Source organism: Vibrio sp. 9-16B-A1 (assembly GCF_056726165.1).
Genome location: NZ_JBSDZD010000023.1, coordinates 1 through 22031 on the forward strand (window position 1 = coordinate 1; position 22031 = coordinate 22031).

15 protein-coding genes are annotated in these 22031 nt (G+C 49.2%); 10 read left to right on the forward strand and 5 right to left on the reverse strand.

The window, feature by feature from the left end; genetic code table 11:
- The first annotated feature begins 76 nt into the window (after nucleotides 1-76).
- The 8 genes from ACVB80_RS23250 to ACVB80_RS23285 all read left to right on the forward strand — a co-directional run bounded on the left by ACVB80_RS23250 (nucleotide 77) and on the right by ACVB80_RS23285 (nucleotide 10007).
- Nucleotides 77-1188 (forward strand): IS3 family transposase gene (locus ACVB80_RS23250; RefSeq protein WP_481081072.1). Its coding sequence is split into 2 segments (ribosomal slippage): nucleotides 77-329 and nucleotides 329-1188, totalling 1113 coding nucleotides; the frame shifts between segments, so codons are not numbered across the junction.
- 505 nt (nucleotides 1189-1693) lie between these two features.
- Entirely contained in the window at nucleotides 1694-1933 is a 240-nt protein-coding gene (locus tag ACVB80_RS23255; protein ID WP_481083672.1) for a helix-turn-helix transcriptional regulator, read from the forward strand.
- The gene (locus ACVB80_RS23260) at nucleotides 1926-2147 is read left to right on the forward strand and encodes a helix-turn-helix transcriptional regulator (RefSeq protein ID WP_481083673.1); all 222 of its coding nucleotides are present in this window, start codon (nucleotides 1926-1928) and stop codon (nucleotides 2145-2147) included. The genes ACVB80_RS23255 and ACVB80_RS23260 overlap by 8 nt, the downstream gene beginning before the upstream one ends.
- A 295-nt stretch (nucleotides 2148-2442) precedes the next feature.
- Nucleotides 2443-2895 (forward strand): YagK/YfjJ domain-containing protein, encoded by a 453-nt coding sequence (locus ACVB80_RS23265; protein WP_481083699.1) that lies wholly within the window; start codon nucleotides 2443-2445, stop codon nucleotides 2893-2895.
- A gap of 726 nt (nucleotides 2896-3621) precedes the next feature.
- On the forward strand, nucleotides 3622-4254 hold the full coding sequence (locus ACVB80_RS23270; protein WP_481083674.1) for a tellurite resistance TerB family protein: 633 nt from the start codon (nucleotides 3622-3624) through the stop codon (nucleotides 4252-4254).
- 405 nt (nucleotides 4255-4659) lie between these two features.
- A complete protein-coding gene (locus tag ACVB80_RS23275) occupies nucleotides 4660-5775 on the forward strand; it encodes a hypothetical protein (protein WP_481083675.1) in 1116 nt (371 codons plus the stop codon).
- 1137 nt (nucleotides 5776-6912) lie between these two features.
- The gene (locus tag ACVB80_RS23280) at nucleotides 6913-9519 is read left to right on the forward strand and encodes a PAAR-like domain-containing protein (protein ID WP_481083676.1); all 2607 of its coding nucleotides are present in this window, start codon (nucleotides 6913-6915) and stop codon (nucleotides 9517-9519) included.
- Nucleotides 9516-10007, forward strand: a complete 492-nt coding sequence (locus ACVB80_RS23285; RefSeq protein WP_481083677.1) for a hypothetical protein — start codon at nucleotides 9516-9518, stop codon at nucleotides 10005-10007. Before ACVB80_RS23280 ends, ACVB80_RS23285 begins: the two co-directional genes overlap by 4 nt.
- Nucleotides 10008-10232: 225 nt before the next feature.
- On the opposite strand, the gene ACVB80_RS23290 is transcribed toward ACVB80_RS23285, so the two are convergent.
- The 5 genes from ACVB80_RS23290 to zntR form a co-directional block, all read right to left on the reverse strand.
- Entirely contained in the window at nucleotides 10233-11459 is a 1227-nt protein-coding gene (locus ACVB80_RS23290) for a tyrosine-type recombinase/integrase (RefSeq protein WP_481083678.1), read from the reverse strand.
- Nucleotides 11460-12371: 912 nt separating this feature from the next.
- Nucleotides 12372-14507: a lysine decarboxylase CadA gene (locus tag ACVB80_RS23295; protein WP_481083679.1), complete on the reverse strand. Its 2136-nt coding sequence runs from the start codon at nucleotides 14505-14507 to the stop codon at nucleotides 12372-12374.
- Between the two features lie 106 nt (nucleotides 14508-14613).
- Complete coding sequence (gene cadB / locus ACVB80_RS23300) at nucleotides 14614-15960, reverse strand: cadaverine/lysine antiporter (protein ID WP_481083680.1); 1347 nt, start codon at nucleotides 15958-15960, stop codon at nucleotides 14614-14616.
- Nucleotides 15961-16631: 671 nt separating this feature from the next.
- Nucleotides 16632-18200 (reverse strand): lysine decarboxylation/transport transcriptional activator CadC, encoded by a 1569-nt coding sequence (gene cadC / locus ACVB80_RS23305; protein WP_481083681.1) that lies wholly within the window; start codon nucleotides 18198-18200, stop codon nucleotides 16632-16634.
- Between the two features lie 160 nt (nucleotides 18201-18360).
- On the reverse strand, nucleotides 18361-18777 hold the full coding sequence (gene zntR / locus ACVB80_RS23310; protein WP_481083682.1) for a Zn(2+)-responsive transcriptional regulator: 417 nt from the start codon (nucleotides 18775-18777) through the stop codon (nucleotides 18361-18363).
- 256 nt (nucleotides 18778-19033) lie between these two features.
- Here zntR and purH point away from each other — a divergent pair, with 256 nt between their 5' ends.
- Nucleotides 19034-20626 (forward strand): bifunctional phosphoribosylaminoimidazolecarboxamide formyltransferase/IMP cyclohydrolase, encoded by a 1593-nt coding sequence (purH, locus tag ACVB80_RS23315; protein ID WP_481083683.1) that lies wholly within the window; start codon nucleotides 19034-19036, stop codon nucleotides 20624-20626.
- 95 nt (nucleotides 20627-20721) lie between these two features.
- On the forward strand, nucleotides 20722-22011 hold the full coding sequence (gene purD / locus ACVB80_RS23320) for a phosphoribosylamine--glycine ligase (RefSeq protein ID WP_481083684.1): 1290 nt from the start codon (nucleotides 20722-20724) through the stop codon (nucleotides 22009-22011).
- The last annotated feature ends 20 nt before the right edge of the window (nucleotides 22012-22031 follow it).

Genomic DNA, 22031 nt, shown 5'->3' on the forward strand with positions numbered 1-22031 from the left:
TGTAACCCTCCCCAAAAAACTGGTCACTAGTAATTAGAGCTTTTCCGTTTACACTGAAACAAACGGAGAACGCATGATGAAGAAATCACGCTACACAGAGACACAAATCGTCAGGATCCTCAAGGAAGTGGAAGCAGGCCGAAAGGTCAATGAAGTTTGCCGTGAATATGGCATCTCTGATGCGACTTACTACAACTGGAAATCCAAGTATGGTGGTATGGAAGCATCGGATGTGAAACGCCTGAAAGAGCTTGAAGATGAGAATCGAAGGCTCAAACAGATGTTTGCTGATCTCAGCCTTGAGCATCGCATTGTCAAAGACATTCTGGAAAAAAAGCTCTAAAGCCAGCGGTTAAACGGGAACTGGTCGATTATGTTCGCAAACAGTTCCAAACCAGCCTGAGAATGGCCTGCCGCGCAGTTGGCATCAGTGATTCGGTATATCGCTACCGGCCAGATCCTCACCGGGATGATGAGGTGATAGCCAAACTTCAGGAAGTAACTGAGCGGTATCCTGCATACGGATTTGGCAAGGTATTTGCCGTGCTCAGGCGTTGGGGGCATGCATGGAACCATAAACGGGTTCATCGTGTTTACTGTTCTCTGAAACTGAACATGCGCCGCAAGGGCAAAAAACGCTTACCCAAGCGCGAGCCCGCGCCCCTGATATGCCCGGACTGGGTCAACAGCTGTTGGTCTATCGACTTTATGAGTGACTCACTGAACTGTGGCAGACGCTTTCGCACATTCAATGTCGTGGATGACTTCAACCGTGAAGTACTCGCGATTGAAGTGGACCTGAATCTGCCCGCTCCACGGGTGATACGGGTTCTCGAACGTATCATTGCCTGGAGAGGCTATCCCGGAAAACTGCGAATGGACAATGGGCCAGAGTTTATCTCAACCGCTTTGGCTGAATGGGCAGAAAAAAACAAGGTGGAACTTGAGTTCATTCGGCCAGGAAAGCCCACAGAAAACTCGTATATCGAGCGTTTTAACCGGACGTACCGGACAGAAGTTCTGGACATGTATGTGTTCAAAACACTGAGTGAAGTCCGGGAACTGACGGAAAACTGGATGAGGGAGTACAACGATGAACGCCCTCATGAATCACTGAATGATCTGACTCCCTGGGAGTATTTAGCAAGGCATGAAAACAGGAAAACCTCTAATTTAGAATGCCACTAAAACAGGGAGGGTTACAATCGGTGCTCGACGCTATCTAAACGAGTTTGAATGTTCTCATGTTCTTAACCGAGCAAGTAGAATAGTCGGTGGATTAAAAAGCTCACAGCAAAAACGATTCAACATAGCACCGATAACCAAGGCGATTCATGAGTTCTATTCAGTTACTGACCACCACCTATACCGGCTAGGGATGGTAATTGAGCAGATTCAAAATTTAGACCTGTATAGAGCATGTAAATCGATCGCACGGGCTTTTACGGTGTTTTGCAAATACTCCACAAAAGCACTCAAACGATTGCTTAGCTCTACGACCCCAGATTCAGCAAAACGAAAAGGCCGCCACACTCAATCAGATAGAAGTTACGTCAGTAAATGGTTCTATGAGTATCTAATGAAGCCAGCCTCTCTATCATCACTCTGATTAATGGACATCACTAGCAAAGACGCAGAAACACCGTTCCCTAGCTGATAACTTACAAACAAGTTGAAACAACTAGAGACTTATATGAACAAAAAACTAACTGCTGAGCAGAGTGATCTTCATCAACTCCCCGGGAATGACCGGCTCGTTAGAGAGCCAGAACGTAAGCAACTCACCTCTATTTCCCGTTCACAAGCTTGGGTACTGGAACAAAAAGGTGAGTTCCCGAGTCGGATTCGGCTAGGTTCTCGCTCCGTATGCTGGCGGCTATCCGATCTAATGGCCTGGATTAAGAACAAAGCAGAAGGAGGTAAGCGTGGCTAAAAAAGATGACTTTGCCCGTATTATTACCTCTTCGACTCCCTTGCGCATAGTAACTGTAGCTATGCTGGCAAAAGCTCTAGGGGTAAGCCGAAGCACTATTCAAAGAATGGTGAAAGCAGGCACTCTTCCACAGCCCCTGAGAACCCCAAATGGCAACAATGGAGGCTGGCTAACAAAAACCATAGACCAATGGGTAAAACAGCACGAGAAATAGCATAGAAGGGCTTAAAGCCCTTCTTCTCTAGTTACTCGTGACTCAGTTTGCACCAAATTGCTGCGCTGGTGGCCTTTTTATCCTCATGCAAACACACAAACTCGCCCGCTGTGTAAAGGCTGATCCTTAGTATTCGACTAGGTTTTTAATATTGTATATGGCTCCCATACTGCTCCACCCATCCAAGAGCTTTCTCGCTTACTACTCACATGACTCAAGTCCAACCTTAATCTTCTACTCCGAAGGGGGGGTTGATAAAAAAATCTTAAAGGCCTGCTACACCCAACTGGATAACATGCTTTCCTACTACAGCAAAGTCACTGTCATCTTTCTCCTACTACACCCTAAACTATTTTCTGAAGACAACACCCTTATGAGCCAGTTCATGAAGAGGCTCAAAACAAAACTAACAAAGCACTATAATTCCCGTATTGGGTATATCTGGGTAAGAGAACAGAACACTGCGGAAGCTCAGCACTACCATATAGCTATAATGCTAAATGGCCATGTTTGTAGAAGCTCTTATAATACAGATGAATTTGCAAAACAAATCTGGCGAGAGCTAGGGTATGGACACTTTTCGTTCAAGATTCGTAACCGGCTATACCGTATAGAAAAATATAAAAATAACAATGAGCTGCAAGCGGCCAGACTCCGACTCAGCTATCTAGCCAAACAAAAATCTAAGAATCGGCAATCGACCACCAAATCTTTCAGCGCGAGCAGGTTGAGGTCTAAGCAGACTTAAACAATATCTCCTAAATGGTTATGAACCTACGGGCCATAAAATGGAACACCCTTCAAGAGTAAGTCATTGTTTATAATGGCAAAAAAATATTATTTGATCATCCTAACAAGCGGACAGGATACTTCTTCATTACTACTTTTTGGACAGTTAGCCTTTGTACAGCCTTCTTTGTACTGCAATCTTACACATTAACTTATGAGTCACGACTAAATCAAACAGACCAGTTTCTGGTACTGAAACTCACAGTTGGACAGAAGTGAGTTGCGAACAATTGAGTATTAGCGATTCATTAATAACTTCAAGTATGGAACAACCACTAACAACGTGAACCATGGCAAGTAAAAGGAAACGTATTATCCGTTCCTCTGAGCTTAAAGCTGAAGGCCTAAAACCTAAAGCTAGCTCGGATAGCCGAGGTAGGAGCTGTAACCAAACACCAGGTAGACTTTTCCTATGTGCTGTGAGTGGTGATTGCTATCGACATTGGGGTTGAGTTTTGAGTCGTCCCGGGAAAATTCATGCTCTGATCCTTATCACCCAACCCTTTCTAGCTGAGAGCTAAGTCAGAGACAACGGCTCTCAGCGTGCACGCCGTATAATCCGAACTGCACACGATGCAACTAGTTGATATTTGTGCGATTTATGTGTGACGAGTTTCTCATTATTGATTCTTCTTATTCGCTAGGGTAGTACCTTGATTATTTCTATATATTTAAGAGGGTTGGAATGGGTTTTTGGAAAACAGCTGGCTGGATTGCGGCGGGTGTAGGTGCAGTTGTGGCCGCTCCAGTGACTGGTGGAGGTTCAATTGCTGCGGTTATTGGCGCGGCAGGAACAACAACGGCGGCAGGTGTAGCAATTGGAGCTGCTGCGGGTCTGGCTGGAAGTGCTCTTACCGATGACTCCGAAGACAAAGCTCGCAAAGAAGGCCGGAACGAAGGAAGAGCAGAAAAAGCTCAAGAGGTCTCGAAGCTAAAGACAGCGCTTGAGCAGCAGGAAAGGCACTTTGCCAGCCATAAAGATTATGAAGACTATCTGATTGCACTGACAACAGTAGGTATGGCCTGCGCAGCGTGTGATGGCGTCATTGACCCTGCGGAGCAGCAGGATATCAACGAGTTTATCACTGGAATTGCCGGCACTAAGCTGCCAGAGTCAGTAAAAGCCCGTATCCTTGAGATCACTGAGTCCACGCCGTCATTCAATACCGCGTTTAAAGCGGCTAAACCGTATATGGTTTCTGATGAGGACAAACAGATCTTTCTCGACGTTATTGAATCAACCATGTACGCCGATGGCCATGTTTCCGAGCGTGAAGAGCGCTTTCTGGAAGCCTGGAAGCATAAGCTAGCAGCTTAATGGGGTAGCCTAATGTCCAGACGAGAAAGACATCAGACACGTAAGTCACTGCTCAATGAACTGCATTCAAAGCCAGATGTAAGGCTAGCTAAACCTTATTCTGAGCTTGCTGAGTTTCTGGACTCAGAGGTCGATGAGGGCCTACTCAGCTCCCAACGCGAACAGTCAGATTTATTCTTTAACAATGAATATGACTTGAGTGTCTCTGGGGGAGAAGTACGCGCCTATCTGAAGGTGATCGAAAGCCAATTTACGGCACAGAAGTACGATGCTCTGTTTGATTCAACCAAAGAGGTTCTGATCGACCAGCTATTGAGGCCTTTCCACCTAAGTCGGTCGGATATCGCTGAAAATGACCGGGATTTCATATACGACCGAAAAGACTATACGCGGTCAGGGACTAGTGTGGGAGGCGAAAACAAGTCGTTCAATGCCACCCGTGACAATGCCAAGAAACTGGCCACCGATGACAACGGTCAGATCAAAGATGGAAATACAGGTCTGCACCATGATGCGACAGAGATGGATTGGGATCATATCAAGCCATTGAAAAATGCCCACGATGAAGGGGGCTTTATGTTGTCTGACGCGGAGAAATCAGCTCTGGGCACGGATCCGGATAATTTAATGTTCACTCACCAGAGCATCAACCGTGCTAAAGGTGCAAAGACTCAGAACGAGTTTGCCGAAGGTTCGGACAATCCGGACCTAGATGGTCGAAGAACCCGGCCAGCTCATGAGCGCGGAGAGAAAGCGGTCGGTAAGTATATCCCGCAGGATGGCGTTGAAAAGACCGTGTGGGTCGGCAAACGTGGCTTAGACGATGGTATGAAAACCGGTAAGGCACAAGGGGTTCAGCAGGCTTTGGGGGTCTGCCTCTCTGAGCTGATATCCGCACTGTTTGCCGAAGTGAAAGATTGTTTATCCAACGGCTTCAACCCGAAAGAGAGTGATTCGTGGCTGGTGTCAGTCAAAATCCGTTTCAAACGGGTGGGCAAGAAAGTGGCGTCCAAGTGGGGCGCAGTGCTTGAAGCGTTTGGACAAGGTCTTCTGTCCGGCCTGATCTCCGGGGTGGTCACCGCTTTGCTCAACCTTCTGGTCAGAACAAGTAAGAACATTGTCCGTTTGATCCGCGAAGGTTTTATGTCGCTGGTTAAGGCGCTGAAGACCCTTCTGTTCCCACCAGAAGGTATGACGCTGAAACAAGCTGCCCACGAGGCAAGCAAAGTGCTGGCGACGGGGGTTGTAACCAGCGGTGTTATCCTCGGTGGTGAAGTATTCGCTTCTCAGCCATTTATGAAGGCCATTCCGTTTTCTGATACGGTTTCCATGGTCCTGACCGGCATGCTCGCCGGAGTTAGTTCACTGCTGGTTGTCTATATGCTCGATAAACTGGATATCTTCAGTGTAAACCATGAAGAGAAAGTAGCGTTTATTCAGGGTCAGATAGAGCAGGATTTTGATGGAGATTACCAGAGCGCTGAAGAGGTCATTCGCCGCATGGGCATTGTTTCTATCTGATGGTATCTTCAGTTGCTGAAAGGTTACCTTTCAGAGGGATAGGGGATGTAACCCTATCCTTTCTGATATTAGTACAGTGCTTTCTGTTTGTAGTGGCTTAATAGGTTTGGCCAAATGACTAGAGCTTTTTCGATAACTGCAGGTAAGGCAAACACCAGACTCAATGCTGCATAAAAAAGTTAACGTAAAACACTTTGGAGCAGAAATGAGTTAAAGCAACCAGTCACATGGCAGACTCAACTAAACCTCAAGTTTGATAGTGATGAACTGCATCCTGACTATGCCAGTTTTTAAGTGTCAGTTATTGCTATCATGCGACTCTTTACAAATGGTCACACACACCTCTCCCCCCATACCAAGCCATAACGACCACCAGCTCTTACTGACGACGAGCTACCACATTTCATTCATGCTAACGTATTAAGAATACACGCACATACGGAGCATCAACCTTGCGTCATCGTTTAGATCATCGGCCAACCCGACTCAGATATCGTTCTCACCATTCAGATTCCATCAACTACTACTGGGGTGCCGTACTAAATATCTGGCACATGCTCCGCTGGACACAGCCAGATCTAACATTACGCCAGTTCTCCTTATATATGGGCCTTCCCATTGCCACTGTATCTAGGCGTTTCTCCAGCATCCTAACCAAAGTGAATGCCAGAGAGCCAGGGGGGCTCTTTGAACCGAGTTCGCAGATTGAAGAGACAATCAACAAGCTGGCATCCCGTAATGAGTGGCACACGATCAGGCTAATCTGGTTGTACGAGTCCGCTAGAATTAACATTACTAAAAAAGAGTTTTGTAAAAAATACAACCTCAACTACCACACCGTGAGAACTCATTTATCTACTGCGATTATAAAAGACATGAGGCATGTTGCCCGTTTCTTGCGGTACACCTACCTTGAAGGTGGCCAAAGATACACTCCTATCCCTGAACCATGTCGCAAGCAGGGAGACATGCGAAGGATCTTGAATCAGTTTAAGTTAGAGTGGCGCCCATTCTCTTAACCTGACTTCTGTTCAAATAGCTATAAAAACGGTCAAAATAACTACAAGTTCAGTGAGATAGAAACCAAACTTTCCTGCTACGATCCCGCTACAGCTCTGGATTCTCGGGGGAGAGTTAATGGGAAAAGTAACAGTAAACGCTAATGGCTTAAGTGTCGTACATAAAGGCTCTGGGGGCGAAGCCAACGCCTCGGTTCCAGATGTATGTCTAACCCAGATGGGCAACTCTGTTGTACCCATACCATATGGCAACAATGCGAAGTCAGAAGATCTGGCCGAAGGCTCTGCTACAGTCACCATGGACGGCGGCAACAGTATTGCAATCAAAGGCAGTAAATTCGCAAAAAGCACTGGTGACGCTGGTGGAGATAAGAAAGGTGTAAGCTCTGGCACTATCGAAGCAGAAGCTGTTTTTGTCACCGCTTCTCCTACAGTGATGATTGAAGGAAAAGGTGTTTGCAGAAAGTCAGATCAAATGACGATGAACAAGGCCAACACCATGTGCTCCGGCGTAAACAACCCGGATGTCGAAGTACCGAAAGACTCTCCACAAACAATGACAATAGAGCTCAAAGTTCCGGGGTTATCCAATGCACCCTTTGAGTTAAAAGATCGGGATGGCAGCATATTAGCGAGCGATCAATTAGATAGCTCTGGCGAAGCCACTGTATCTGGACTACCTGCTGACAAGCAAGTGCACGCTGAATATCAGGAGAGCCAGGACGATTTTGTATTCAACACCTGCAAAGTCACCGCCAACTCTGAGCATGGTTTTTTACCGCACGATGAGTTCTTTAATTATGCCGCCAGCCCGCTACAACCGTTTTGGGAACAACGGAGTACTTCCCGGCCAGAGCGATATCAATGGGGTATATTGCTCCCTACAGCTTTCTCTCAGATAAAAGACATTATTGAAGAAGAAGCGAAGCGCATAGCTCCGGAGTTCTCTTTTTTCTGGGATGTAAAAAAGTTCTCATCTTCATTGCTCGCACTGCTGACCGACAAGCCAATGGACAAAGAAGATGTCCGTATTTATGTCACCCAAATCTTGGCAGTTCAGAACCCTGACATATCAAAGCAGGATGCATCCTATATGCTCAGGTCCTTGCTATGGCTGGCTAAAAGCACCAAACCAGACGAGTTCTGGGCGCTGTTAAGATACCTTGGAAAAGGAAATCCCAAACAGGCCTGGGACGACTTCCCCTGGCAGGAGATGCAACAGCATATTCTCAAGATTTCCGACACTGTAATTGATCGTATTCAACTGCGTCTGAGCGAGATTAAACGCCGGGCAGATATGAGCGGCTACACAGTTCTGAAGCAAAGCACTCAGGAGCATCAGGATGAGTTTAGCCGGGTACAGAGGCAGCTGATAGATGAGACCAAAAAGCTGCTCAACGAAAACAAGGAGAATGTTGAAGCAATTCTTGCTAAACAAAGTGCCACTGCATCAGTGGTAAGAAAGCCAACCGAGACCTCTACTGATGCAGGTGTTCTGAACGACATCCTGTACACCCAAGAGCCGATAATTGTTGACCCAAGGACTCTGAAAGTCTTTGCCAAATCGTGCTCTGTAGGGGATGGTTGCATTGACGTTGCCACAGAAAAAGAGCCCATCAGTAACTTTGGCTTCTTGTCCATCTTCGTTTCCCAAGCCAATGCGACCCCGTTAGCAGTCGCTCCGGCCCAATACATTCAGGCAATTCAGGCAACCCAAGCTGCTGCATTTGGCACAGCGGCTGGAGCTACTGGTGAGAACGCAAAAAAGACGCCAACTATATCTGCTAAACCTTTCAAGCAAATCTTCAGCTCAATGAAAGCAAGGCAGCTCGAAAACTACAGACTCTATGCCCATGGTCTAAATGCCCTATTTATGCTCCAACGAGAGCTGTTCGGAGATGATACTCAATATACCGACAAAGACTTAAAACTAATTGAGTCTGCTCAGAGTCGTATTCGCGTTCAAATAACCGCCCCAAGCAAAGGAAAACACTACCCAACAATCAGAGCATATCACGTTGATAACACTAGAATTTCAATAAGATACGTTGGTTTAAACGAAAAAGAACAGTACTCTGTTGCCTTAGAAAACTTTGGCCCCACACTTATCTGGACTCCCGAGCATAAAGATGACAATGACTGGAAAATAACACCAGATCATGATGACGGTTTTGAGCCCGATAGTATTCTTGTGACACCAATCTCAGAGCCTGAACAGCAAACCGTTGAAACCTTCCCAGAAGAGGAAACAACATGGCAGGACGCCATTTTGGTCTTTCCTATTGATAGTGGAATTCCACCGCTGTACGTTGTATACAGTAAAGCATTGAAAAGCAGACTGCCAAGATCAAACGGGACCTGGATTAGTGGTGAGCCTGGAAATGGATTATGGCAATCAGACAACCCCAAAGTTAACGCGATAACCAACGGCGAAGCAATTCCTTTCAAAAACGGAAAGCCTATTTTTGACAAGTGGTCCAAAGGTACGCTCGAATTTCCAGAAGGAACATTAAATGGAACACAATCCGACTTTGACGTTGTATATGAAAGGATAGCCGAAGCTAAAGGGCTACCAAACAAGACTGCTGCAAAAAAACTGTTAAGTACGAAAAAGCTTACACCTCACCACAACACGTTAACAAAAATACAGCTAGTGCCAACCGATCTACACGGGAACATTCCACACGTTGGCTCGGCATCAGAATTAAGAGGACTGTACAAATGATGATTGTTGATAAGCTACGCGAGCTGGGTATTGAGGCACACTGTAAAAATGAACTTGTTACTCCCAGAACCTTACCACATGCGGTGTCACAACTAATTATGCACTACAAACACTCGGTTTACTTTCCAGAGCCTGTGGGCTTCAAACCGAAATATGAAACAGGCCTTGAAAACACTCAAGGATATTTGCCGTTAGAGGTTCTATGGGGGGTTGACGAAGGTGACTATAACATTCTAGAAGCAAACGATAGCCTTAAGTACCTAGAAGCTGATGAAGATTTGTACTCCATTGCTCTTTCATATAGCAGTAATCACATATGTATTTCGCTAGATGACTCAGCCATCTATCTATGGACAAACGGATTAGAAGAAACAAGATTTAAACTTTTTGACACAACTGAAGAGTTTGTTAATGCTCTTGAACAAAAGCCAGAAGAAGAAATCAGTAAAGAGCTACTAAGTTCAATAAAATGTGACTTGGACTTCTAGTTTAAAGTTAAAGTCAAACTCAATGGCAGGACAAACTACTTACGTCCTGCCTAATCAGGTACCTTTAACAGTTCATTGAACAACACATCTGGGATGACAAAACCTCAGAGCTTCCCCCTTATTGTGCCCCAAAAGGATGCAGACTTTTGAGTCACAAGCAACCCTTTTACTTGAGCAGTTTTGCAACAAAACTTACTTGGTTAAAGTCGCTCAACACTGAGAGCATCAACCAACCTTTGTGAAAACAGCAACATTATCACCCGGTGATTGAAGCAACTCGAGTCGGTCTAGCCAAACACTCAGGGCATCTCTTTTCTCTTGTATATACTGGCTTCGGTTATAAATAGCCATAACTCCACCAAGCGTATGTCCGAGAAGCTGTTCAACCACATGCGGCGCAACACCCAAGTCATTAAGTCGTGTTGCAAACGTCCGGCGCAGATCGTGAAGAGTCCAGCTCTCTTCATGGCCAAGCTGCTTCCATAGCATTCGACCTTTTTGGCTTACCGTTTCTGCACGCTTTAACTCACCAAGCACAAAAGCGTCATTCTCATTGTCTGATTTCAATTCTTGCAGCCAAGGTACAACTGATTCCGGTATCGGGCGAACAATCTTATCCCCCGTTTTGCTGTTGGCTTTAGGTACTGTCCAGAGACCTGAATCAAAGTCCCACTCAGACCAAGTAGATAAACGAAGCTCTTGAGAACGGGCACCAAACATCAGTAACATGCGAATCAAGTTGCGATAGTAGGGAAGTTGCTTGCTGTCGTTTACCATTTTCAAAACATCCACCAGCTCTTTGTCAGTTAGACAACGATCTTTCTTCTGTTGCTTCTGCCCAACATCCACAACCATAAGATCATCGAGCACCCTGCTGGTGGCAAAATGGCGTACACGGCAAAACCGTAGCGCTTGTTTTGCATTTTGAAGGATATAACCAGCAGCGACTGGTGCTGGCTTTTGCTTCACTTCGAGAACACCGTTGCGAATACGGTCAAAACACTCTACCCAATGGCGAGTGTCCGTTCTCTCCAAAGGTAACTCACCAATATACGGATAAATATGGCGCTCGAACTGAGACCGGTGCTTACTTGCATTGGCACGATTCTGCTCAGCAAAATTGACTAACCAGTACTCCAGCGCATCCTTCACTGTTACTGGCTTAAGGCTGCTATCCCGTTGCAGTTCTCTCATCACTTTGGGATCGTGCCCCTCTGCAAGCCAAGAGCGATATTGCCTGGTTAGTTCGCGAGCTTTAACTATGGATAGGTCAGGATAGTATCCCAAATCAATCCGTTTATTTTTACTATCGATTTTGTAGCGAAACTGCCAGCGAACCTTACCCAGGGGCGAAACCCTCACCCCTAAGCCGTCACCATCAGAAAAGGTCATTGTCTTCTCTTGTGATTTGTTAAGTAGCGCTTTGAGTTGCTTATCGTATAGTTTTGCCATGATTTCCTCTTTAGGGTACATCCGCACAAATATGTACACCAATATGTACCCAGAGTTAACCATAAAAACGAAAACAAACCAAGACAAAGCAACCCAAAACAAACCTAAAACCCAAGCAACGCAAGGGATTGGAGATACAACCCAAAACAAACCTAACAACACAGAAACCATTAATTTGATAATACGGCATGAACTAATAGCGGTTAGCTAACTGGTTTATTTTTGAAAGGCTGAACTCCGAAAGGTGTTCAGCCTTTTTTGCTTCTGTCTTTCCCTGAGGAGAAGGCACTCTTTTGTTGCCTGATGCTACCCGGGCAGAGACCCGCTCAGAGCGCTGTTTAACAGCTGTCTGGCCACCTCCACTACCTCAGCCATGCCTGTGTCCGCCACAACGATACCAAGCGCGATAAGAGCCGTTATGAGCAGCAGTTGGACACCCAGGTCGGGTATGAAGCGATTTCTGACGTTACTCCGCTTCAACTGCTCCGTGTTTCTGTACAGCAGATAGTCGTATCTCATTTTAGTTAACCCAGCCTTTTTTATTATTCACCCATATTGATAGTACACTAATTACATATCGTCCAATTTGGCTATTGATAAAGTGCAGAGGGATCTCAAAACCGCCTGAAAGCGGTGCCAAGGGAAGGTTTTTCCTGCTGAAAGCGGGGGGTAAAATGAGAGTAAATAAAGGGGGACTGAAAAGGGTGTAACAAGAAAGCGTCCGTGCTTTCTTATTACGACGACAGAACAAGAGGGGTATATCAGCTGTCGTTTAAAAGCGTTTCAGGACAGAAGGCGCGTACACCTTCTGTTCTGACCCGCCTGGGGTCCGGCACTCAGGCAAAGCAGTGGAGCCACTTTTCCTGGTGCCGCTGGGGGTTGTATATCAGTTTGCGCCGGAAGCGCTCAGTATCAGTCTTTCAGGACTTTTACTGTGTAGCTGCCGTCCTGCTGACGGTACAGACCGTGGATGTCGGTCTCAAAGCCTGGGTACTGGGCGCCGATTTCACACAGCATTTCCAGGAAGTCCAGCACAGGACGTGAAGCGTCAGTCACCATCTCACCTGGCAGTACCAGAGGAACACCCGGAGGGTAAGGCAGGATCATGTTAGCGCTTACACGGTTCACCATTTCGTTCAGCTTCACTTCTTCAGTGTTGCCGCTCAGCTCCTGCTGCCATGCTGCGTGAGGAGTTACTTTCATCTCAGGCAGTACGTCGAACGCTTTGAACATCAGCTCAGGCAGACGGTATTTCTTGGTCATGTCGTGGATGCCCTGAGCCAGCTCCTGAATACGCATACCTTCGTAGAACGATGGGTCTTCCGCGTACAGTGACGGCAGGATGTTCTTCACCTGCAGGTTCAGATCGAAGCCGCGTTTGAAGTCAGTCAGGCCGCGCAGAAGCTGCATGGCTTTCGACTTGTCGATACCGATAGAGAACAGGAACAGCAGGTTGTAAGGACCAGTCTTCTCAACCACGATGCCACGCTCGTCCAGGAACTTGGCTACCAGAGAAGCAGGGATACCGCTCTCGTTCAGTTCACCGTCTTTGTTCATGCCCGGAGTCAGCAGGGTGACCTTGATTGGGTCAAGGTACATGTGCTCGTCATCCATATCGCGGAAGCCGTGCCAGTCGTCTTTTGGATCCAGTTTCCAGCACTCGGTAGAGTCGATGTTATCCGGCTGCCATACGTCGAAGAACCAGCCTTCACTCTCGCTGTTCAGACGCTTGATCTCTTTACGGAAGCGGATCGCGCGGTCGATAGAGTCCTGAACCAGTTTCTTACCTGTGTTACCACGCATCATAGCAGCAGCGGTTTCGGTAGAAGCCACGATACCGTACTGAGGCGAAGTCGAAGTGTGCATCATGAACGCTTCGTTGAAAGTCTCTTCGTCGAACTCACCCTTAATGTGGATCATCGATGCCTGAGAGAACGCCGCCAGCAGTTTGTGGGTAGACTGAGTCTCGTAGAACACCTTGCCTGGCATAGCTTCGCCGCTCATACCACACTTGCCTTCGTAGATTGGGCTGAAGTTGGTGTAAGGAACCCATGCACTGTCGAAGTGGATGAACTTGGTATCCAGTTCTTTCTTAATGAAGTCAGTGTTGTACAGCAGGCCGTCGTAAGTAGAGTTGGTCACTACCGCGTAGTTAGGCTGCTGAGCGCCCGGAGTGGTCGCAACTTTATCTGCGATCACTGAACGGCTGAATTCGCTCTGCGGAATACCACCCAGGATACCGTAAGCGTTACGGGTCGGACGGAAGTAAATCGGCGTTACGTCAGACATCATCATCAGGTGAGTCAGCGACTTGTGACAGTTACGGTCGATTAGAACGGTGCTGCCGGCAGGCGCCGAGAACATACCTACGATCTTGTTCGAGGTAGAGGTACCGTTAGTCACGATGTAAGAAGCATCGGCATTAAAGGTGTGCGCGATGTACTCTTCCGCTTCTTTGTGCGGACCAGAGTGGTCAAGCAGTGAACCCAGTTCAGGCATAGAGATAGATACGTCTGCCTTGAAGGTGTTCGGGCCGTAGAAATCATAGAAGATCGCACCTGCAGGGCTCTTCTGGAACGCGCTGCCGCCCATGTGGCCAGGAGTACAGAAGGTGTATTTACCCTCTTCCACGTAGTTGAACAGTGCCTTGGTGAACGGAGGCATGATCGCGTCTTTGTACTCTTCAGTCGCCTGGTTGATCTTGATGGCGATGTCGTCTGCGGTACCCAGTGCGTACTCGAAGAAGTTCAGGTTCAGACGCAGGTCAGTCAGTGAGATGTCCAGGGTAGACTGCTCGTTGGCAAACGCGTACAGCGGCAGTTTTTCGTTCAGCTCGTTGATGCGGCCACACAGGTCCAGTGAGTAGGTATCCCAGTCAAACAGAACGCCACATACGCGCGGGTTCATTTCCAGCAGTTTGATCAGGTCCTGCTCGTCTACCGGGTAAACCACTTCGTAGCCATTGCTTTCCAGTGCGTTGTGCAGCTGGCGGACCGGCTCTTCTTTAAAGAACACACCCATGTGGTTCATGATTGCAAAAATGTTCATTTGGATATCTCCAGGGCGAAAGAGGGCGCCCCCCATCCCGAAGGATGGTGAATTAGGGGAGCGCAAAATTTAGTAGTTGGGGCCGGGACAGACCGGCCCGTCAGGATCAGTTGCTGGTTGCAGCAGCTGTTTGCTGGTCTTGCTGGTTGCTCAGGAACTGAGCCAGACCCATTTTCTTGGTGTAGAACATCAGGATAACCAGTGACATCAGGAAGGTCGCAGTCAGAGCAGAACCCTCTGCACCTGCCAGTGCGATCATACAGAACACACATGCGATACCTGAGAACAGCATTACAAAGCCGTTGCGGGTCGTCATACCTTCAAAGCGGATCAGGTTAATGCTTGAGTAGAAGTACGGCAGCATAGTCAGCAGTACTGCATCGCTGGTCAGCTGGTTGAACAGGTCAGCCGTGTGCGCGGTCTCTGAACCAAAGAACATCAGTACCAGCATCAGCGCGGTCATCTTGATAGATGCCAGCACCAGGCCTTTACGCGGGATGCCATTGCTGTCGGTTGAACCGTAGATTTTAGGGAAGTTACCGTCGTGAGAAGCACGTTTACCCGCTTCACCCACCAGCATCATCCACGAACCCAGCGAGGTGAAACACGCCAGCGCAGTGAAGCCAGAAACGAACGGTGCAGACCACTCACCAAACAGCTTGTTGGTTGCCAGTGCAAACGGTGCACCCGATGCTGCCACTTCAGACGCAGGGAACATACCTGAAATCATCTGAGTAGACAGGATGTAGATAACGCCCGCCAGTGCAGTACCCAGCATGGTTGCCAGAGGTACAGTGCGTTTCGGGTTGTCAACCATACCTGAAGATACCGCTGCAGATTCAACACCTACGAATGACCACAGACAGATAAGAACTGCAGTGATGATCGCCTGGCTGTCGCTGCTGGCAGATACGTTCCAGTTTTGCTGGTAGATAACAGGATCAAATTCAGTCCAGCCCAGCAGCGCGGTGCCGACAACAGGAACCAGGATCAGAACCAGACCAAGGGTACACAGACGGCTTACCCAGCTGCCACCCAGCAGGTTAACAAAAGTAAATACCCATACAGATGCGATGGTCGCCAGACCCGCAGCCATTGGCTCGTTCAGTACCGGGAAGAAAACAGAAAGGTAAGAGACACCGGTAATCGCGATTGCCAGGTTACCAATCCAGTTAGCGTGGTAGTAAAGCACACCGGCCTGGAAACCAAATACAGGTGAAACTTCACCCGCGTAAGCGATAGGACCACCTTCCTGAGGGTTCTTGGTTGCCAGACGGGCAAATACGAACGCCAGGCTCAGGGCACCGATAAGACAGATAACCCAGCTGAACAGTGAGATAGAACCCACAGTAGCCAGGCTCGATGGCAGCAGTGCAATACCACTGCCCATCATGTTACCGGCTACAACACCGGTACAGGCAACTACGCCGATTTTCTTGGTATTAGATGACATAACGTCTCCAGAATGTTTCATGATTGCGTGCCGCTGCTGTAGCGCCACGCTGAATTTCGGACTGAAGACTACGCCGATTACTGATAAAAATAATAAACTTACGGTTATTAATAAAATTATTAGAGAACCACCCCACCCCTGATATAAACCTGATAAAAAAACATCTAAAAACAACTGTTATTCAGCAAGTTATGGGACAACAGCGTTCTGACAGGACGGGAGTTATAAAAATATCAACTTCACCGGAAGGAAGATAAGGACAGGCATAACGGTTGTTCCTGATATAAACGTGGCTTCGCCGGGTTCGGGGGCGGGGGTACTCGGTCCTGGGTTCTCGGTTCTCGGTTCTCGGTTCTCGGTTCTCGGTTCTCGGTTCTCGGTTCTCGGTTCTCGGTTCTCGGTTCTCGGTTCTCGGTTCTCGGTTCTCGGTTCTCGGTTCTCGGTTCTCGGTTCTCGGTTCTCGGTTCTGCAGGCAGACTTCCCAAACCAGCTCAGCGTGTCAAATCAAAACATCCAGCATTCAGCAAACTTTCAGCGCTCTGCCCCAGGGCCCAGAACCCAGGGCCAGATAAAAACCCGCGTCCCACGTACCACGTACCAACAATTCTTCAGACACAAAAAAGCCCCACCATCACCGGCAGGGCTCAGAAATATCAGATATCCGTTTGTACTTACATCAACCGGACCACCGACGGGTGCACCGCCCGGTACATGGCGTAGTCGATGGACTTAAGGTTGGAGTAAAACGCCAGGTTCTCGCACAGCAGGTAAGTTTCCAGTGAGGTATCGAGGAAAAAGGCACTGCTGTAGGCCTCACTGGCGGCATCCATATCTCCGCTCAGCTCTGCCTGCTTGCCTTTCAACACGTAAGCAAGCACTGACTGACGACGGGCCAGCGCCCTGTCGAGATAATGATTGGCCATCTGCTGGTCATCGCGCAGGGTTTCGCTCAGCGCCAGTGCTTCATACACCCTTGGCTGGAGCCAGTCGTGTTGCTGCACAGCATCGCGCAGCTGCTCTGCCAGGATATTAACCCGCTCACCGGCCACACCCCTTCCCTCATCCAGCGCACTGCGAACGTAATAGGCAATATAGAGCTCGGCTTTCAGGTAAGCGTTACCCGGCTCAGAGCGCAGCGCCGTTTCCAGAAGCTCAATGCCGTGGCCGAATTTGCCAGGGTCAGAGTTGTTCAGGTAATGAGTCGCCCGCACCAGCGCGGTCATCGCCTGGGGTTTCTGCGGCAGGCCGCGCATTCCGGCTTCTGCCAGTTGCGCCGCACCTGGAATATGGAAAGCGGTCATCATATCGAGCGAAACTTCGCGCAGCACGTCATTCATATTGCGGTCGCTGAGCGGATACTGACGGGCGAACAGCACTTTGTTAGCGGCGTTGTTCTTATATTCGAGATCAAGATAGGCTTTGCCACCCGGCTCTTTAACCTGAATGTTCACTTCCTTGCCTGGCAGTATGCCGGAGGTAAATTCGGTATTGCCCACCCGGATCCGGTACTGGCTGACCGAAGCCAAATCGGTCACCACCTTCTGCATGATTCCACTGGCAAGGGGGTCGCTGCTGGTCGCCCTGACACCAGGGCGGAACTTAAACTCCACCAGCTGGGTATCGAGCGCCTGGGTGATCCGGGTTTCGGACTGTTTGTGAGCAAACACCGCCACAGCGATGATCAGCAGGCTGATCCACACCACATCCATAACGATGCTTTTCCAGCGCTGAACTTCCGGGTCGGTTTCAGAGCTGCGGGGATGGCGGTAACTGAAAGCGCGCGTCAGGGGCGCGGCGGGAAAGGCAATATCATTGCTGGCAAGTTCACTGGCTGCGGCTTGTGGAGCCGCGCCATCTGAAGGTAAGGACTTACTTACCTCTTCTTTGCTGCCGGTAAGGGCTTTGGCTTCTGTCGCTGACAGGGAGCTCACCCGGGCAACCAGCTTATAACCGCGCTTGGGCACGGTCGCCAGATAAGCCGGATTTTCTTCCCGGCCATCACGCAGCAACTTACGCAGTTCAAATACAGACTGAGTAACCACCTGATCGGTGACCACCGCCCCATCCCACACCTGCTCAATCAGCTCTTCACGGCCAAACACTTCACCACTGTGAACTGCAAGAAACCGGAGCAGATTAACCAACCGGGGCTCAACCGACACTTCCCTGTCCTGACGGTATAACTTATTTTCCTCAACGCTCAACATCCAGTCGTTGATTTGAAAATATTCACCAATCATTCGTTACTCAACAAATAGTTACATCGTAAATTACCGCGGATAAATAAATCCCCTGACAGCATAAAACCGCACGAGATACAGCAAAACCGGTGAATTATAGGCAAAGCTAATCTTCCGGCCTAATAAATAAACCGGATAAAAATGCAAACTAAGGTTTATATCAGGAGTCGTCCTGATCTTCGCCCAGCGCCGCCAGGATGGAGCAGTGACTGGCATCGTCATCACTGTGGCCACAGCAGGCATCGTTAATTATCTTGAGCGCGACCCGGATGCGGGTCAGCTCGGCAATCTTGCCATCAATCACCGCCAGCTTGGCACTGGTGATGGATTTGACCTCCGCGCAGCTGTGCTCTGTCGCCTCAAGACGAATTTCGAGCAATTCCTGAATTTCATCCAGGCTGAGGCCCAACGACTTGGATTTGAGAATAAACTGCACCTGACGCTGGTTATGGTCGTCATACAAACGGTAACCGGCTTCGCTGCGCCCGGCCGGCACCAGCAGGCCATTCTTCTCATAAAAGCGCAGTGTGTCTGCACTGACACCGCAACGGCGTGCCAGTTCTCCTATCTGAAACATATTTTTTCACCTAATTGGTAACAAATGTGCCTGAAAACCAACCTTTTTATAAGTATTTTTGTGATACCAAACGATTGCGCGAGCTTTTTTGTAATAAATTAGTTAGAATACGCGCCATCAAATTCCGGTAGCCTGTAATCTGGCTGAAAGGTCTTTACCAAAACTGGCCAATATCTTACCCCATACGGTAAGAACAAGTTCATTTTTGGCAAACATCTTTAACTAACCACTCTGTGAATTTGAGGAATACCGAAGCATGAATAACGCTCGTCCAATTCGCCGCGCTCTGATCAGCGTATCAGACAAAACTGGTATCGTAGAGTTTGCACAAGCTCTGTCCCAACGTGGTGTCGACATTCTGTCCACCGGCGGTACTGCACGCCTGCTGGCTGAACAGGGCATTTCTGTAACTGAAGTCTCTGATTATACAGGTTTCCCTGAAATGATGGACGGCCGTGTGAAGACACTGCATCCAAAAGTTCACGGTGGTGTTCTTGGCCGTCGCGGTCAGGACGACGAAGTGATGGAACAGCACGGTATTAACCCTATCGATATGGTGGTGGTTAACCTGTACCCGTTCGCAGCGACCGTAGCCAAAGAAGGCTGCACCCTGGCTGACGCGGTAGAAAACATCGACATCGGCGGCCCGACCATGGTTCGCTCTGCAGCGAAAAACCACAAAGACGTCACCATCGTTGTTAACGCGCACGACTACGACCGCGTTATTGCAGAGATGGATGCCAACGACAAATCCCTGACTCTGGAAACCCGTTTCGACCTGGCGATTGCTGCGTTCGAACACACCGCGTCTTACGACGGCATGATCGCCAACTACTTCGGCACCATGGTTCCGTCTTACGGCGAGAACAAAGAGGGTGATGAAGAGTCGAAGTTCCCGCGCACTTTCAACCAGCAGTTCGAGAAGAAGCAGGACATGCGCTACGGCGAGAACAGCCACCAGGCGGCAGCTTTCTACGTTGAAGCAAACCCGGAAGAAGCCTCGGTTGCGACCGCGCGTCAAATCCAGGGTAAAGCCCTGTCTTACAACAACATCGCAGATACCGACGCCGCGCTGGAGTGTGTAAAAGAGTTCGACGAGCCGGCGTGTGTGATCGTTAAGCACGCTAACCCATGTGGTGTTGCGCTGGGTAAAGATATCCTGGAAGCCTACAACCGCGCTTACCAGACTGACCCAACGTCAGCATTCGGCGGCATCATCGCCTTCAACAAAGAGCTGGATGCAGAAACGGCAGCGGCTATCGTTGAGCGTCAGTTCGTAGAAGTGATCATCGCTCCTTCTGTTTCTGCACAGGCAGCAGAAGTTGTGGCGGCGAAAAAGAACGTTCGCCTGCTTGAGTGCGGTGAGTGGACTGCCAAAACCACCGGTTTCGACGTTAAGCGCGTTAACGGCGGCCTGCTGGTTCAGGACCGCGACCAGGGCATGGTAAGCATGGACGACCTGAGAGTGGTATCCAAGCGCCAGCCAACCGAAGAAGAGCTGAAAGACGCACTGTTCTGCTGGAAAGTTGCCAAGTTCGTTAAGTCTAACGCTATCGTGTACGCCAAAAACGACATGACCATCGGTGTGGGCGCTGGCCAGATGAGCCGCGTTTACTCTGCGAAAATCGCCGGCATCAAAGCCGCTGACGAAGGTCTGGAAGTTGCGGGCAGCGTAATGGCGTCTGATGCATTCTTCCCGTTCCGTGATGGCATCGATGCAGCAGCTGAAGCGGGCATCAAATGTGTTATCCAGCCAGGCGGCTCAATGCGCGATGAAGAAGTTATCGCAGCGGCAGACGAGCATGGCATGGCGATGATATTCACCGGCATGCGCCACTTCCGTCACTAATTTTTTATTGGCCGCGTGGTACGTGGTTGCGTGATGCGAGGTAGTTCCTCATATCACGTTTCACGCCCCACGCAGCCGAATACAAAGGATTTATTATGAACGTTCTTATTATTGGTTCTGGCGGTCGTGAGCATGCTCTTGGCTGGAAAGCGGCGCAAAACCCACAGGTTGAGACGGTATTTGTTGCTCCGGGTAACGCGGGTACTGCGCTTGAGCCTAAGCTTGAAAACGTGGCAATCGGTGTGGAAGACATTGACGCTCTGGTGGCGTTTGCCAAAGAGAAAGCGATTGAGCTGACTATCGTTGGTCCGGAAGCGCCGCTGGTTATCGGTGTGGTTGATGCGTTCCAGGCAGCAGGCCTGCCAATCTTCGGCCCGACCGAAGCCGCGGCTCAGCTGGAAGGCTCAAAAGCCTTCACCAAAGATTTCCTGGCCCGTCATGACATCCCGACCGGTGCTTACGCTAACTTCACTGAAATCGAGCCGGCACTGGCTTACGTTCGTGAGCAGGGCGCACCTATCGTGGTAAAAGCAGACGGTCTGGCTGCGGGTAAAGGCGTTATCGTGGCGATGACCCTTGAAGAAGCAGAAGATGCAATCAAAGACATGCTGGCCGGCAACGCCTTTGGCGAAGCAGGCAGCCGCGTGGTGATCGAAGAGTTCCTTGACGGCGAAGAAGCAAGCTTCATCGTGATGGTTGACGGCGAAAACGTTCTGCCGATGGCCACCAGCCAGGACCACAAACGCGTTGGTGATAAAGACACAGGTCCAAACACCGGCGGTATGGGCGCTTACTCTCCGGCTCCGGTTGTGACTGCTGAGATCCACAACCGCATTATGGAAGAGGTGATCTACCCGACCGTACGCGGCATGGCTGCAGAAGGTCACCCTTACACAGGTTTCCTCTACGCTGGCCTGATGATCGACAAAGACGGCACGCCGAAAGTGATCGAATACAACTGCCGCTTCGGTGACCCGGAAACCCAGCCAATCATGATGCGTATGCAGTCTGACCTGGTTGAACTGTGTCTGGCCGCTGTCGACAAGAAGCTGGATCAGGCTGAGTCGAAGTGGGACCCGCGCGCGTCAATCGGCATCGTACTGGCAGCAGGCGGCTACCCGGCAGCTTACAACAAGGGTGATGCTATCTCTGGCCTGCCTCAGCAGGAAGTGGAAGGCGAGAAAGTATTCCACGCCGGTACCGCGAACAAAGACGGCGAGATCGTCACTAACGGCGGCCGTGTACTGTGTGCGACTGCGCTGGGCAACAGCGTATCAGAAGCGCAGCAGCGTGCTTACGGACTGGCTAAGCAGATCAGCTGGGAAGGCATGTTCCACCGCAACGACATCGGCTACCGTGCGATTGCACGTGAGCAGGAAAAGTAATGCCTGACCGGTAACAGGCG